The sequence below is a fragment of the Aromatoleum toluclasticum ATCC 700605 genome (assembly GCF_000378245.1).
Taxonomy (GTDB): domain Bacteria; phylum Pseudomonadota; class Gammaproteobacteria; order Burkholderiales; family Rhodocyclaceae; genus Aromatoleum; species Aromatoleum toluclasticum.
On the sequence record NZ_KB899492.1, the window covers coordinates 465129 to 480103 of the forward strand.

Consider the following 14975-nt stretch of genomic DNA (forward strand, 5'->3'; position numbering starts at 1 on the left):
TCGGAACTGGGGGTTGGGGTCAGGGGGCGGGATGCGTGTAGGTTTTATAGTTCATGCACCGAGCAACGCAGCGTCGACTGCGTCACGCGACAGGGCGTCGAGCACGGCCGGTCCGCCCTGCACGACGCAGCGGCGGTGGTACATCGCCAGCGCGCGCAGGCCGCCCAGCTCCTCGCCGCCGCCCGCGCGCCCGGGACCGCCGTGCAGGCAGCCGGGCATCACGTTGCCGTGGCCGGTGTGGTTCGGGCCGACCGCAGCATCGACGACCATCACGCGGCCGTGCAGGTCGGCGATCGCGGGGACGAGTTCGGCGAGGAAGGCCGCATCGCCGGAATACACGGACGCGACGAGCGAGCCGTGACCACGACGCGCGATCGCGACGGCGTCCCGCGTGTCGGCGTAAGGCACGATGGTCGCGACCGGGCCGAAGACTTCGACGTCATGGACGAAGCGCGCACCCACACCCTTGTCGCAATAGAGCAGCGTCGGCTGCACGAAGGCGGAGACCGCCGCATCGGCACCGACCGGTTCGAAATCCGCATCGCCGCCGAACACGACTTCGCATTCCTGCGTGAGCTTCGCCAGTCCCTCGAAGGCCGCGGCCTGCTGCGCCTTGCTCACGAGCGGCCCGACGCGCACGCCTTCGCTGCGCGGATCGCCGACCTTGCAGCCGGCAAGCTTGCCGCTCACCGCATCGGCGAGCGCGCGCGACACACCGGCAGGCGCGAGGATGCGGCGGATCGCCGTGCATTTCTGGCCGGTCTTGACCGTCATCTCGCGCACGATCTCCTTCACCGCGAGATCGAATTCCGGCGTACCGGGCTGCGCATCGGGGCCGAGGATCGCCGAATTGACGCTGTCGGCCTCGACGTTGAGCCGCACCGAGCGCGCGACGACGTTCGGATGGGTGCGCATGCGCGCCGCGGTATCCGCCGAGCCGGTGAAGGACACGACGTCGCATTCCGTGACGTGGTCGAGGATGTCGCGCGCCGAACCGCACACGATGGAGATCGCGCCCGGCGGCAGGATGCCCGCCTCGACGACGTCGGCGACCATGCGCTGCGCGAGCCACGCGGTCGGCGTCGCCGGCTTGGCGAACACCGGCACGCCCGCAAGCAACGCCGGCGCGGCCTTCTCCCACAGGCCCCAGGCCGGGAAGTTGAACGCGTTGATGAAGACCGCGACGCCGGTGAGTGGCATCAGGAAGTGCTGGCCCTGGAAGACGTCCGTCTTCGCCAGCGCGACGCGCGCCCCTTCCTTCAGGTGGCGCGCGGCGCCCAGCGCCTTGCCGGCGCGAGCGTAGCTCTTGATAGTGAAGATGGCGCCATCGACATCGAAGGATGCGTCGCCTTCGGTCGCACCGGAGTTGCGCAGCGAGATGTCGAAATATTCTGCACGTTTGGCCTGCAGCAGCTCGGCGATCGCCGCCAGCTTCGCTGCACGCTCCTCGTAGGTAAGGGCCTTCAGTGCAGCCCCACCTTGAGTGCGGGCGAACTCCAGTGCATGTGCGACGTCGATGCCGTCGGACGAAACGCGAACCAACGCCTCGCCGGTGACCGGATCGGTCAGCGCCGTGCCTTCGCCGGCGCCTTCGACCCATTGCCCGTATACATAGTTAGCAAGCTTCACCTGGGTGTCTCCTCTCTCTGTTGAGGCATCACGGTCTGTGCCGGATGTCTGATGTTCTGGCGTCGCGCCGGAGCGCAATCGGTGGAGATAGAATACACGCGCGAAATTCGACGTCAAGCACTTTACTTCCACTTTTCTCTAAACACTTCCGGATTAGCTGCAGTTTTTGGCACTATCAAACCAAGATCGCCGTTCTATACTGGATGAAAACTGCAGATTACTGCAGTGCACCACTAATAAAACTGCACTTTAGGTATTGACGCGTCGATCTTGCTGCACTATTGTTCAACTCAACCGATGCAGTTCGCTGCAAGAAAGGAAAACCGATGAGCCTCGAAACCACTACCGACGCGCAACAGGAAGAGCTCCAGACGGCCGACCAGGCCGCCGACGGCAATATCCTGCCCACGCTCGGCAAGCGCGTCCGCGAGATCCGCGACCGCCGTGGCATGACGAGAAAGCTCGTGGCCCGCGAAGCCGGCGTCTCGGAGCGCCACCTCGCCCACCTCGAAGGCGGCGACGGCAACGTGTCCATCGTCCTGCTGCAGAACATCGCCCGCGCGCTCAACGTTCCGCTGATCGAGCTGCTCGCGCCGGAAACCGAGGACACCGTCGAGAAGCGCCTGATCCGCCGCTTCCTCGAGCGCCTGCCGCAGCATCGCCTGGAAGAAGTGGTGTTCCGCCTGATGCGCGACTTCGGCCACGAGGAAGCCGTGCGCCGCAAGCGCATCGCGCTGATCGGCCTGCGCGGTGCCGGCAAGTCGACGCTGGGCAAGCGCCTGGCGCAGGAAGAAGGCATGCCCTTCGTCGAACTCGACCGCGAGATCGAGAAGGAAACCGGCATCCCGGGACGCGAGATCTTCTCGCTGTACGGTCAGTCCGGTTATCGCCGCATCGAGAAGCGCACGCTGGAGCGCGTGCTGCGCGACAACCCGCGCGCCGTGATCTCGGTGGGTGGCGGCGTCGTGTCGCAGCCCGAGAGCTTCGAGATGCTGCTCGCGCAGTGCATCACGGTGTGGGTAAAGGCCCTGCCGGAAGAACACATGGCCCGCGTGATGGCCCAGGGCGACCTGCGGCCGATGGCGGGCAACGACGAGGCGATGGAGGACCTCAAGCGCATCCTCGAGGCGCGCTTGCCCCTCTACGCCAAGGCGGACACCGTGCTCGACACCACGGGCGAGACGGTGGATCAGAGTTTCATCAAATTGCGCCAGCTCGTGCTGGGCTGAGCACATCCAACAGAGAGAGAGGAGACAGACAATGGAAGCAGTCGCCAACAAGCCGGTCGCAGATCTGGTCGATTACCGCACGGAGCCGTCGAAGTACCGTCACTGGTCGCTCGCGACCGAGGGCGAGATCGCCACGCTGACGCTCAACATCGACGAGGACGGCGGCATCCGCCCGGGCTACAAGCTCAAATTGAACTCCTACGACCTGGGCGTCGATATCGAGCTGCACGACGCGCTGCAACGCGTGCGCTTCGAGCACCCGGAAGTGCGCACCGTCGTCGTCACCTCGGGCAAGGCGAAGATCTTCTGCTCCGGCGCGAACATCTACATGCTGGGCCTCTCGACCCACGCCTGGAAGGTGAACTTCTGCAAATTCACCAACGAGACGCGCAACGGCATCGAGGACTCCAGCCAGTACTCGGGCCTCAAGTTCCTCGCCGCGTGCAACGGCACCACCGCCGGCGGCGGCTACGAGCTGGCGCTCGCCTGCGACGAGATCGTGCTGGTCGATGACCGCAACTCCTCCGTGTCGCTGCCCGAAGTGCCGCTGCTGGGCGTGCTGCCCGGTACCGGCGGCCTGACCCGCGTCACCGACAAGCGCCGCGTGCGCCGCGACCACGCCGACATCTTCTGCACCATCTCCGAAGGCGTGCGCGGCAACCGCGCCAAGGACTGGCGCCTGGTCGACGACGTCGTCAAGCAGCAGCAGTTCGCCGAGCACATCCAGACCCGCGCCAAGGCGCTCGCCCAGTCCTCCGACCGCCCGGCCGGCGCCAAGGGCGTGGCCCTGACCCGCCTCGAGCGCACCACCGACGCGACCGGCTACCACTACGAATTCGTCGATGCGACGATCGACGCCGACGGCCGCACCGTGACCCTGACCGTGCGCGCCCCGTCCGCCGTCACCGCCAAGACCGCCGCCGAGATCGAAGCCCAGGGCATCAAGTGGTGGCCGCTGCAGATGGCACGCGAACTCGACGACGCGATCCTGAACCTGCGCACCAACCACCTCGACGTCGGCCTGTGGCAGCTGCGCACCGAAGGCGACGCCCAGGTCGTGCTCGACATCGACGCGACGATCGACGCGAACAAGGACAACTGGTTCGTCCGCGAGACCATCGGCATGCTGCGCCGCACGCTCGCCCGCATCGACGTCAGCTCCCGCAGCCTGTACGCACTGATCGAACCGGGCTCGTGCTTCGCCGGCACGCTGCTGGAAATCGCGCTCGCCGCCGACCGCAGCTACATGCTCGACGCCGCCGAAGCGAAGAACGTCGTCGGCCTCTCGGCGATGAACTTCGGCCCCTTCCCGATGGTGAACGGCCTGTCGCGCATAGCCGCCCGCTTCTACCAGGAAGAAGGCCCGATCGCCGCCGTGAAGGCGAAAGAAGGCAGCCTGCTGTCGCCCGCAGAGGCGATGGAGCTGGGCCTCGTCACCGCGATCCCGGACGACCTCGACTGGGCCGACGAAGTGCGCATCGCCATCGAGGAACGCGCCGCGCTGTCGCCCGACGCGCTCACCGGCCTCGAAGCCAACCTGCGCTTCGGCCCCGTCGAAACCATGAACACCCGCATCTTCGGCCGCCTCTCGGCATGGCAGAACTGGATCTTCAACCGCCCCAACGCCGTCGGCGAAAACGGCGCGCTGAAGCTCTTCGGCTCCGGCAAGAAGGCGCAGTTCGACTGGAACCGCGTGTAAGACAAACGAATCGTTCCCGCGCCGCGCGGCAGGCCGTCCCGCTGCCGTTGCAGCCGGCGCCCTGGCGCGGCGGGGAAAAGCAGCAAGAAATCTCACAGCAACAGGAAAGGCCGGCGGACGACGAATCCCCGGCCGCGACGACAAAACCCGGAGGAGTACAGAGATGATCAACTACAGCGAACGCATCCCGAACAACGTCAACCTGAACGAGAACAAGACCCTGCAGCGGGCGCTCGAGCAGTGGCAGCCGTCCTTCCTGAACTGGTGGGACGACATGGGTCCGGAAAACTCGACCAACTACGACGTCTACCTGCGCACCGCGGTCAGCGTCGACCCCAAGGGTTGGGCCGACTTCGGCTACGTGAAAATGCACGACTACCGCTGGGGCATCTTCCTCGCGCCGCAGGAAGGCGAGAAGAAGATCACCTTCGGCGAGCACAAGGGCCAGGACGTGTGGCAGGAAGTCCCGGGCGAATACCGCTCGACGCTGCGCCGCATCATCGTCACCCAAGGCGACACCGAGCCGGCATCGGTCGAGCAGCAGCGCCACCTCGGCCTCACCGCCCCGTCGCTGTACGACCTGCGCAACCTGTTCCAGGTGAACGTCGAGGAAGGCCGCCACCTGTGGGCGATGGTCTACCTGCTGCACGCGCACTTCGGCCGCGACGGCCGCGAGGAAGGCGAAGCGCTCCTCGAGCGCCGTTCGGGCGACGAGGACAACCCCCGCATCCTCACCGCGTTCAACGAGAAGACCCCCGACTGGCTGTCGTTCTTCATGTTCACCTTCATCACCGACCGTGACGGCAAGTACCAGCTCGCCTCGCTGGCCGAATCGGCCTTCGACCCGCTGGCGCGTACCTGCAAGTTCATGCTCACCGAGGAAGCGCACCACCTCTTCGTCGGCGAATCGGGCATCGCCCGCGTCATCCAGCGCACCTGCGAAGTGATGAAGGAACTGGGCACCGACGATCCCGCCAAGCTGCGCGCCGCCGGCGTCATCGACCTGCCGACGCTGCAGAAGTACCTCAACTTCCACTACAGCGTCACCAGCGACCTGTACGGCGCCGAAGTCTCGTCCAACGCCGCGACCTACTACACGAACGGCCTCAAGGGCCGCTTCGAGGAAGAGAAGATCGACGACGACCACAAGCTGCAGAACTCGGAATACGAGGTCATGGACGTGGCCGGCGACACGATCGGCACCCGCAAGGTCGCCGCGCTGTCGGCGCTGAACGAGCGCCTGCGCGACGACTGGATCACCGACGTGCAGGCCGGCGTCGAGCGCTGGAACCGCATCCCGGCCAAGTTCGGTTTCGCCTTCCGCTTCACGCTGCCGCACAAGGGCTTCCACCGCCGCATCGGCATGTTCGCCGACGTGCATGTCAGCCCGGACGGCCGCCTGCTGTCGGAAGCCGAATGGACGCACCAGCACAACAACTGGCTGCCGACCGAAAGCGACCGCCTGTACGTGCATTCGCTGATGGGCCGCTGCCTCGAGCCGGGCAAGTTCGCCAACTGGATCGCAGCGCCGGGCCGCGGCATCAACAACCAGCCGGTCAATTTCGAGTACGTGCGCTTTAATTAAGACTTGAGAGAAGAACGGGAAGCGGGCGCAGGCCCGCCTCCCGCCCCCGTGGAGAGAGACAACCATGAACGCGCCCGCAGAGCACGCCAACCTCGCCAGGCAACACCTCATCGATCCCGAGATCTGCATTCGCTGCAACACCTGCGAAGAGATCTGCCCGGTCGATGCGATCACGCACGACAGCCGCAACTACGTCGTCAAGTTCGACACCTGCAACGGCTGCCTGGCCTGCATTTCGCCCTGTCCGACGGGCGCGATCGACTCCTGGCGCAACGTCGACAAGGCCACGCCGCACAGCCTCGCCGACCAGTATTCCTGGGACTACCTGCCCGACACCACCGAGCTCGACCAGCTCGAAGCGACCGTCATGGGCGCGGCCGAACTCCCCGCCGAAGTGCAGCAGATCACCGAAGTCGCGACCGCCGGCCAGGGTGGCCCGGCGATGGCGCCGTGGTCCGCGTCGCACCCCTACGTGAACCTGTACACGCCGGCGAACCCGATCACCGCGACCGTCACCGGCAACTACCGCCTCACCGCCGAGGACGCCTCCAGCGACATCCACCACATCGTGCTCGACTTCGGCACGACGCCTTTCCCGGTACTCGAAGGCCAGTCGATCGGCATCCTCCCGCCGGGCACCGACGAACGCGGCAAGCCGCACCTGCTGCGCATGTACTCCGTCGCCAGCCCGCGCGACGGCGAGCGTCCGCACTACAACAACCTGTCGCTCACCGTGAAGCGCGTCGTCGAGGACCACGAAGGGAATCCGACCCGTGGCGTCGCGTCGAACTACGTGTGCGACCTGAAGAAAGGCGACAAGGTGCAGGTCACCGGCCCCTACGGCTCGACCTACCTGATGCCCAACCACCCGGGCTCGTCGATCATGATGATCTGCACCGGCACCGGATCCGCGCCGATGCGCGCGATGACCGAGCGCCGCCGCCGCCGCATGGACCGCAAGGAAGGCGGCGAGATGGTGCTGTTCTTCGGTGCCCGCGCGCCCGAGGAGCTGCCCTACTTCGGCCCGCTGCAGAAGCTGCCGAAGGACTTCATCGACATCAACTTCGCCTTCTCTCGCGTGCCCGGCGAACCGAAGAAATACGTACAGGACGCCATCCGCGAGCGCGCCGACAAGGTGTTCCAGATGCTGCAGGACGACAACTGCTACATCTACATCTGCGGCCTCAAGGGCATGGAAGCGGGCGTGCTGGAAGCCTTCCGCGACATCTGCCGCGCGCAGGGCGCCGACTGGGATACGCTACGTCCGCAGCTGCTTTCGAAGGCACGTTTCCACGTCGAGACGTATTGAAACCACGAACCGTAGGGCGGGAGGCGCCGAAGGCGTATCCCGCCAAGCGGTCGCACGGATGGCGGGATGCGCTGTGCTACGCCCGCCCTGCGCAAAGCGTGGCGCGTGACGCCACCGGGCCGTTTGGCCCCACAATGGCACGCGACGCGCCCGCACGAGACGGCGCGCCCCTGACATAAAGAGAGGAGACCCCACCGACATGCCCCGCCACGTCTACATCTGCGACGCCATCCGCACCCCCTTCGGCCGCTACGGCGGCACCCTCTCATCCATGCGCGCCGACGACCTCGCCGCGCTGCCGATCAAGGCCCTGATGGCGCGCAACGCCGCCGTCGACTGGACCGCCGTCGATGACATCATCTACGGCTGCGCCAACCAGGCCGGCGAGGACAACCGCAACGTCGCGCGCATGGCCGCGCTGCTCGCGGGCCTGCCCGTGGAAGTGCCCGGCACCACCGTCAACCGCCTGTGCGGCTCCAGCCTCGACGCGCTGGGCATGGCCACGCGCGCGATCGCTTCCGGCGAAACGGAGCTGATGATCGCCGGCGGCGTCGAAAGCATGAGCCGCGCCCCCTTCGTGCTGGGCAAGGCCGATTCCGCGTTCTCGCGCAGCGCGAAGATCGAGGACACGACCATCGGCTGGCGCTTCGTGAACCCGCTGATGAAGGCGCAGTTCGGCATCGACTCCATGCCCGAAACGGCCGAGAACGTTGCGCAGGAGTTCGGCGTCTCGCGCGCCGACCAGGACGCCTTCGCGCTGCGCAGCCAGCAGCGCTGGGCCGCCGCCAACGAGCGCGGCTTCTTCGCGCGCGAGATCCTGCCGGTCGAGATCCCGCGCAAGAAGGGCGACCCGGTGATCTTCGGCGCCGACGAGCACCCGCGCCCCGAGACCACGCTGGACGCGCTCGCGAAGCTCAAGGGCGTCGTGCGCGCGGACGGCAGCGTCACCGCCGGCAACGCCTCGGGTGTCAACGACGGCGCCTGCGCGCTGCTGCTCGCGTCCGAAGACGCCGTGCGCCGCTTCGGCCTCACGCCGCGCGCCCGCATCCTCGGCAGCGCGGCCGCCGGCGTGCCGCCGCGCATCATGGGCATCGGCCCGGCGCCCGCGACGCAAAAACTCCTCGCGCGCCTGGGCATGACGATCGGCCAGTTCGACACCATCGAACTCAACGAAGCCTTCGCCGCGCAGGGCCTCGCCGTGCTGCGCCAGCTCGGCCTGCCCGACGACGGCGAGCACGTGAACCCGAACGGCGGCGCCATCGCCATCGGCCACCCGCTCGGCGCCTCGGGCGCCCGCCTCGTGACCACCGCGCTCAACCAGCTCGAGACCACCGGCGGCCGCTACGGCCTCGCGACGATGTGCATCGGCGTCGGCCAGGGCATCGCACTCGCGTTCGAGCGGGTGTAATAAAAGAGCCCTAAGTGCGGTCCTGTGGGAGCGGCTTCAGCCGCGAATCGGCGGTCTGGGCAGGAAGAACGCCCTTTCGCGGCTGAAGCCGCTCCCACGACAGACCAGACCCCTGCCCATAAACCCTTTCCACGGCCCGCCCTGGCAAACACAAGACAAGGCACCACGGGAGACAAACGTGAAACCGGAAGCGATCCAGATCATCCGCGACGAGCACCTCGCGATCAGCGCGGTGCTGTACTCGCTGCGCTACCTCGTCAAGGGCATGCGCAAGGGCGAAGCACCCAACTTCCCGCTGCTGCGCGCGATCCTCGACTACATCGTGTCCTACCCCGACCGCTGGCACCACCCGAAGGAGGACAAGTACCTCTTCACGGCGGTCCAGCGGCGCACGCGCGAGGCCGACGCCCTCATCGGCCGGCTCGAACGCGAGCACAACCTCGGCTACCCGATGGTCGAGGACCTCAAGAAACAGCTCCTCGCTTTCCAGGGCGGCGACGCGAAGGCCGCCGAAGCCTTCTTCGACACGGCCGAGCGCTACGCCGAGTTCGAATGGGATCACCTGCGCACCGAGGAAGACGCGCTCATTCCCATCGCCGAACGCGTGCTCACGCCCGAAGACTGGACCGAGATCGCCACCGCCTTCCGCGAGAACGACAACCCGCTCTTCGGCATCAAGCCCAAGGACGAGGCCGAAACGCTGTACCAGCGCATCCTCAGCCTGACGCCGGCGCCGCTCGGACTCGGCCGCGCCTCCTGAGCCTCACGGGCGTCTCATTGACGTCTCATTGGCGTCCCTCCGCGCGCAGCCGCCTCATCACGCTCGCACGGTACCAGCGCGACAGCAGCGTCCGCAGCCCCGGCAGGCCGATCAGCCAGGCGAGCGGACGCAGGCGCGGCACACGCGCCATCAGCAGGATGTACGCATCCAGCTCGCGCCGCACGCGCCCTTCGCGATCGCGCACGTGCAGTTCGCGCAGCGCCGCACCCGGGTCTATGCCCAGCGCGCGCAACTCCGCGTCACGCCCCGTGATATCCACCCAGCAGGTGTCCTGCCCCGCCTCGCCCGCCAAGCGCTCGTACTGCGCACGGTCGCGCACGCAGCGCGGGCATGCGCCGTCGTAATAGACGGTGATCCCGTCTTCCCGCTCCGCCATGGGTGCCCTCCTGCAGTCCACACCATTTCGACCGTGGCGCGCCGCACTTCGTGCCGCGGGCGAAACCCGCTACAGTCCTCCCGCATGAACCCCGCCGCCGAAACCGTCGTGCTCGTGCACGGCCTGTGGATGCACGGGCTCGTATTCGGCCTCCTGCGACGGCGCCTCGAGCGCAGCGGTTTCGTCACGCACGCCTGGTCCTACCCCTCGGTGCGGCAAGGCCTCGCCGCCAATGCCGACGGCTTGTCGCGCTTCCTCGCCGGCCTGCGGGCCGGCCCCATCCACCTCGTGGGCCACAGCCTCGGCGGCATCGTCATCGCCAGCGCGCTCGCGCGCCAGCCCGACCCCCGCGTTCGCCGCGTCGTGCTCATGGGCCCGCCCTGGACCGGGTCGTGCAGCGCGACCGGTCTGCAGCGCGTTCCCGGCATCACCTCCCTCATCGGCCGCTCGATGCGCGACTGGCTCGCCGCCCCGCGGCCGGCACTGCCCGGCGTCGCGATCGGCGTGATCTCGGGCAACCGGCCGCTCGGGCTCGCCGGCGCCCTGGTGCGGCTGCCGCGACCCCACGACGGCATCGTCACGGTCGGGGAGACCCGCGTCGCCGGCGCACGCGACGCCGTCACCCTGCACGTGAGCCACATGGAGATGCTCCTGTCCGCCGCCTGCGCGGATCAGGTCGCGGCCTTCCTGCACACCGGCGCATTCATCCACCACCGTCCGGAAGAACGCACAGGACAAGGCATCCAGCCCTGATCCACCCCCTCCCGGGCGACGTCCGTTCTCAGATTTTTGCTGCACTGCACAAAATAGTTCTTGACGGGGCTTCACGACCCGTTACAATGCAATTGTGCAATGCAGCATAACCTGCCGGCAGCAGTGGGCCAGCAGACAATGACCCCGCCCCTACAGGAGAAACACCATGATCGCCACGACCGACACCTTCGCCAGCGCCTCCAGAAACGCCCTCGCCGCCGTTGAGACCTCCACCCGCAGCAGCTTCGACACCTTCGAGCGCCTTGTTGCCCTGAACATCAACGCCAGCCGCAGCGCCCTCGAAGACAGCATCGCCACCCTGAGTGCGCTGCTGTCCGTCAAGACCCCCAACGAGCTGGTCACCGTGTCCGCGACGCTCGTCCGTCCGGCTACCGAGAAGACGCTGGCCTGGTTCCGCAGCAGCTACGAGATCCTCGCCCAGGGTGTCGAGGAAGCCGCCGCCCCCTACGAAAACCAGTACTCGGAAGTGAACAAGGCCATCGGCGTCGCGCTCGAAAAGGCCGCCAAGTCCGCTCCGGCCGGCTCCGAGGCCGCCGTCGCCGCGGTGCAGTCGGCAATCGCCGCCGCCAACTCGGCCTACGACAGCGTGAACAAGGCGACCCGCAAGGTCATCCAGTTCACCGAAGCCAACGTCGCGGCGACCGCCCGCGCCGCAGTCGATGCGGTGAGCACGCCGGCTCCGGCCCCGACCAAGGCCAAGAAGTCGGCCTGACCGGCAGCGGGGCAATCCCCGCACGGCGGCCCCTATGCCGCCGTTGCCGCATCCTCCGGCGCCTTCGGGCGCCGGAGTCGTTTCCGGTTATCCTTGCGCGCTTCCCCAGCAGCACGCAGCCACTACAACAATGACGACCTCCCCCCCCGCCTCCGCACGTATCGCGCCCGAACTCCTCGCCCCCGCCGGTTCGCTGCAGATGATGCGCACCGCCTTCGCCTACGGCGCCGACGCGGTCTATGCCGGCCAGCCGCGCTATTCCCTGCGCGTGCGCAACAACAGCTTCGACAAGCTCGACGCCCTCGCCACCGGCATCGACGAGGCGCACGCAGCGGGCAAGGCCTTCTACCTCGTCAGCAACATCTATCCGCACAACAGCAAGGTGAAGAGCTTCCTCGCCGACATGGAGCCGGTCGTCGCACTCAGGCCCGACGCGCTGATCATGGCCGACCCCGGCCTGATCATGATGGTGCGCGAGCGCTGGCCCGAGGTCGAGGTGCACCTGTCCGTGCAGGCCAACACGACGAACTACGCCGCGGTACGCTTCTGGGCTTCGGTCGGCATCAAGCGCATCATCCTGTCGCGCGAACTGTCGCTCGACGAAATCGAGGACATCCGCCAGGCCTGCCCGGAGATGGAGCTCGAAGTCTTCGTGCATGGCGCGCTGTGCGTCGCGTACTCCGGGCGCTGCCTGCTGTCGGGCTACTTCAACCACCGCGACCCCAACCAGGGCACCTGCACGAACTCCTGCCGCTGGGACTACAAGGTGCATGAGGCGAACGAGGACGGCTCGGGCGACCTGCACGCCTGCGGCAAGGACGCCCCGGACGGCACCGGCTCCGCGCTCGGCGGCGGCGCACGCCACGAATCCGCCTCGCGCGTCTACCTCCTCGAGGAAGGCACCCGCCCCGGCCAGCTGATGCCGATCGAGGAAGACGAGCACGGCACCTACATCCTCAACTCCAGGGATCTGCGCGCGGTCGAGCACGTCGAGCGGCTGGTGAAGATCGGCGTCGATTCGCTGAAGATCGAAGGCCGCACCAAGAGCCCCTACTACGTCGCCCGCGCCAGCCAGGGCTACCGCCGCGCGATCGACGACGCGATGGCAGGCCGCCCCTTCGACATGAACCTCCTCGGCGAACTCGAAGGCCTCGCGAACCGCGGCTACACCGACGGCTTCTACCAGCGCCACCACACGCCGGAGCACCAGAACTACCTGCGCGGCCACTCCGAGTCGGGGCGCAGCCTGTTCGTCGGCGAAGTGCTCGGGGTGGACACCGCGACCGGGCTGGCGGAAGTCGAGGTCAAGAACGGCTTCGGCATCGGCGACCGGCTGGAGTTCGTCCAGCCCCACGGCAACATCATCGCCCCCCTCGAACGCCTCGAGAACCTCGACGGCGAAGCGCTCGCCCGCATCCCCGGTGCCGGCCGCCGCGTGCGCCTGCCGCTGCCCGAGGGCGCGCGGGCCGACGCGCCGTGCTTCGTCGCCCGCCTGCTCTGAAACGCCCCACGGCTCGCGACCACCGGGCCATCGCACACTGCCGCAGGGCGGCGTCTCATCTCATCCCGCCCCGTTCCCCCGGCCGCGCGAGGCTTTCTTCCTGCCCCCCGGCATGACGGAGCCCCCCGCCCCGCGCACGAGCTTGCGGATAACGCGCAGGCGCGGCGCCCTCGCCAGCGGCCGCTCCGCCGCCCCGGGCGGCGTGCCGTGCGAGCCCGCTCCCCCCGCACGCTTGTCGTCGTACATCGCCATGTCCGCGTGGCGGATCAGCTCCTCGGGCTCGATGCCGTGCTCGGGACACACGCTCACCCCCAGGCTGGCAGTGAGCTGCAGTACAAGTCCGTCACGCGACTCGACCGGCTGCGCCACGGCAGCGAGCAGCTTCGCCGCAACCGGCTCGGCCGCCGCATGCTCCGTCACACCCGGAAGGAGCACGACGAACTCGTCGCCCGCGATGCGCGCGACCGTATCGGTCTCGCGCATGCTGCCGCGCATGCGCTCGGCCACCGTTTTCAGCACGGCGTCGCCGACTTCGTGACCGTAGCCGTCATTCACTTCCTTGAACCGGTCGAGATCGACGAAGAACAATGCGAAGCCCTCGCCGGTACGCCGCCAGTGCGCGCTCGCCTGTCCGACGCGATCGTAGAACAGACGCCGGTTGGGCAGGCCGGTCAGCGGGTCGTGCAGCGCACCATGGGTCGCGCGCTGGAGATGGTCACGCTCACGGGCAACCGCCGCACGGTGGCGGCTCAGGTAAAGGACGAGCACGGCGAGCGTGCCGACGGCGAGGCCGATCGCGAGCAGCAGCGGCTCGCTGCGGATGTCCGAGAAGCGCAGCTGGCGCGTCACCGTCAGGCGCACCGGCTGTGACGTGCTGAAATCCTCCACGTTCAGCGTGAACTTCGGCAGCGTGCGGCGCTCCACGGCACTTGCCGGCTGTGTTGCCAGCATCGCGTAGAGCGGCGGATCCTGCGGCCCGGTCTCCCCCAGCATGCGCAGGACGTGGGCCGTGCGCACATTGCGGCGGTCCGGAACCATCGCATCGGCCTTCACGACCAGCAGCGCGTAGCGCTGGTCGGCCCCGGCCGGCCGCAAGACGGAGTGTGCCGAGTCGGTGCGCTTCATCACGACGTAGGCCAGCGGCCCCTCGATCAGCGCGAACGGGCGCGTGGACACCGCCCCCCGGCTCGCCTCGGCGCGGATCAGTGCGTCGCGCAGATGCGGCACCGAGTCGAGATCGAGGCCGAGCACCGGCAGGGATTCGGGCGTTGCGGGCCACAGGAAGCTGACCGGGAAATAGGCGGCCTTCTCCGCAACGGCCTGCCACCGCCTGCCATCCTGGTAGTTGAAGCTGCCGATGCGCGCGCCGGGGCCGGCCCGCTCCGCGAGCGCCTGTTCGAAGCTGTCCCGCGCGCGCGCCGGCACCTTCTCGACCACCTCGAGCATGTAGATATGCGGATGTTCGCCCAGCAGCCGGCTCGCAAAACCGGCGATCTGCTCCTGCGTCGGAGCCCCGAGCACGTCGAGAAAGGCGGCGAAACCCGACAGCAGGGCGTCGTTGGTGCGCAGACGGTCGCGCACCAGCTCGATGTCCGCCTCGGCGTCCGCGTGGAACTCGGAACGGATGTCCTCCCAGGCCCCGCGCAGCACCAGTGCGAACAGCGACACGCTGAACAACATCCATGCAAGCAGCAGCACCGCGTACAGCGGATTGTCGCCCCTGCGCAGTTGCGGCCCTTCGTCGCTGTCCACGAATCCTCCCCCGCCCCGATCTCCCGCCCCCGACGAGCGCTCGCTCGCCGGCCTCCGGGAAGGGAATGGGTACCGGAGAGTGCACTCTATTCCCCTCCCGCCATCGCGTACATATGGCAATGGTGATAGCCATCCGGTTGATTTTGCGCGCTACTTTCACGGTGTAAACGCCCGCCGCAGGCCGCGGCGCGGGGGCCCGCCGCCGGAGCGGATCCGCCAG

Annotated in this window: 12 protein-coding genes; 9 read left to right on the forward strand and 3 right to left on the reverse strand. The window is 67.9% G+C overall.

Translation table 11 applies throughout. From position 1 onward, the window contains the following. Positions 1–51: 51 nt before the first annotated feature. A complete protein-coding gene (locus F464_RS0105230; RefSeq protein WP_018988735.1) occupies positions 52–1629 on the reverse strand; it encodes a 3,4-dehydroadipyl-CoA semialdehyde dehydrogenase in 1578 nt (525 codons plus the stop codon). A 326-nt stretch (positions 1630–1955) separates the two neighbouring features. Here F464_RS0105230 and F464_RS0105235 point away from each other — a divergent pair, with 326 nt between their 5' ends. The 6 genes from F464_RS0105235 to F464_RS0105260 all read left to right on the forward strand — a co-directional run bounded on the left by F464_RS0105235 (position 1956) and on the right by F464_RS0105260 (position 9619). Further along, positions 1956–2858 (forward strand): helix-turn-helix transcriptional regulator, encoded by a 903-nt coding sequence (locus tag F464_RS0105235; protein ID WP_018988736.1) that lies wholly within the window; start codon positions 1956–1958, stop codon positions 2856–2858. Between the two features lie 31 nt (positions 2859–2889). Further along, positions 2890–4557 carry a 2,3-epoxybenzoyl-CoA dihydrolase gene (boxC, locus tag F464_RS0105240; protein WP_018988737.1) on the forward strand — a complete coding sequence of 556 codons (1668 nt, stop codon included), beginning with the start codon at positions 2890–2892 and terminating at the stop codon, positions 4555–4557. A 163-nt stretch (positions 4558–4720) separates the two neighbouring features. Further along, positions 4721–6142 (forward strand): benzoyl-CoA 2,3-epoxidase subunit BoxB, encoded by a 1422-nt coding sequence (boxB, locus tag F464_RS0105245; protein ID WP_018988738.1) that lies wholly within the window; start codon positions 4721–4723, stop codon positions 6140–6142. 64 nt (positions 6143–6206) lie between these two features. Further along, positions 6207–7451 (forward strand): benzoyl-CoA 2,3-epoxidase subunit BoxA, encoded by a 1245-nt coding sequence (gene boxA / locus F464_RS0105250; RefSeq protein WP_018988739.1) that lies wholly within the window; start codon positions 6207–6209, stop codon positions 7449–7451. A gap of 199 nt (positions 7452–7650) precedes the next feature. Beyond that, positions 7651–8859 (forward strand): 3-oxoadipyl-CoA thiolase, encoded by a 1209-nt coding sequence (pcaF, locus tag F464_RS0105255; protein ID WP_018988740.1) that lies wholly within the window; start codon positions 7651–7653, stop codon positions 8857–8859. A 178-nt stretch (positions 8860–9037) separates the two neighbouring features. Then, positions 9038–9619, forward strand: coding sequence for a hemerythrin domain-containing protein (locus F464_RS0105260; protein WP_018988741.1), 582 nt, complete (start codon positions 9038–9040; stop codon positions 9617–9619). A gap of 25 nt (positions 9620–9644) precedes the next feature. Here F464_RS0105260 and F464_RS0105265 read toward each other — a convergent pair whose 3' ends face one another. Continuing rightward, positions 9645–10016 (reverse strand): thiol-disulfide oxidoreductase DCC family protein, encoded by a 372-nt coding sequence (locus F464_RS0105265; RefSeq protein ID WP_018988742.1) that lies wholly within the window; start codon positions 10014–10016, stop codon positions 9645–9647. A gap of 84 nt (positions 10017–10100) precedes the next feature. On the opposite strand from F464_RS0105265, the gene F464_RS0105270 reads away from it, so the two are divergent. The 3 genes from F464_RS0105270 (at position 10101) to trhP (ending at position 13003) form a co-directional block, all read left to right on the forward strand. Next, positions 10101–10769 carry an alpha/beta fold hydrolase gene (locus F464_RS0105270; protein ID WP_018988743.1) on the forward strand — a complete coding sequence of 223 codons (669 nt, stop codon included), beginning with the start codon at positions 10101–10103 and terminating at the stop codon, positions 10767–10769. 166 nt (positions 10770–10935) lie between these two features. After that, entirely contained in the window at positions 10936–11502 is a 567-nt protein-coding gene (locus tag F464_RS0105275; protein WP_018988744.1) for a phasin family protein, read from the forward strand. A 130-nt stretch (positions 11503–11632) separates the two neighbouring features. After that, entirely contained in the window at positions 11633–13003 is a 1371-nt protein-coding gene (gene trhP, locus F464_RS0105280) for a prephenate-dependent tRNA uridine(34) hydroxylase TrhP (protein ID WP_018988745.1), read from the forward strand. A 60-nt stretch (positions 13004–13063) separates the two neighbouring features. On the opposite strand, the gene F464_RS0105285 is transcribed toward trhP, so the two are convergent. Next, positions 13064–14755 (reverse strand): sensor domain-containing diguanylate cyclase, encoded by a 1692-nt coding sequence (locus F464_RS0105285; protein ID WP_018988746.1) that lies wholly within the window; start codon positions 14753–14755, stop codon positions 13064–13066. Positions 14756–14975 lie beyond the last annotated feature (220 nt).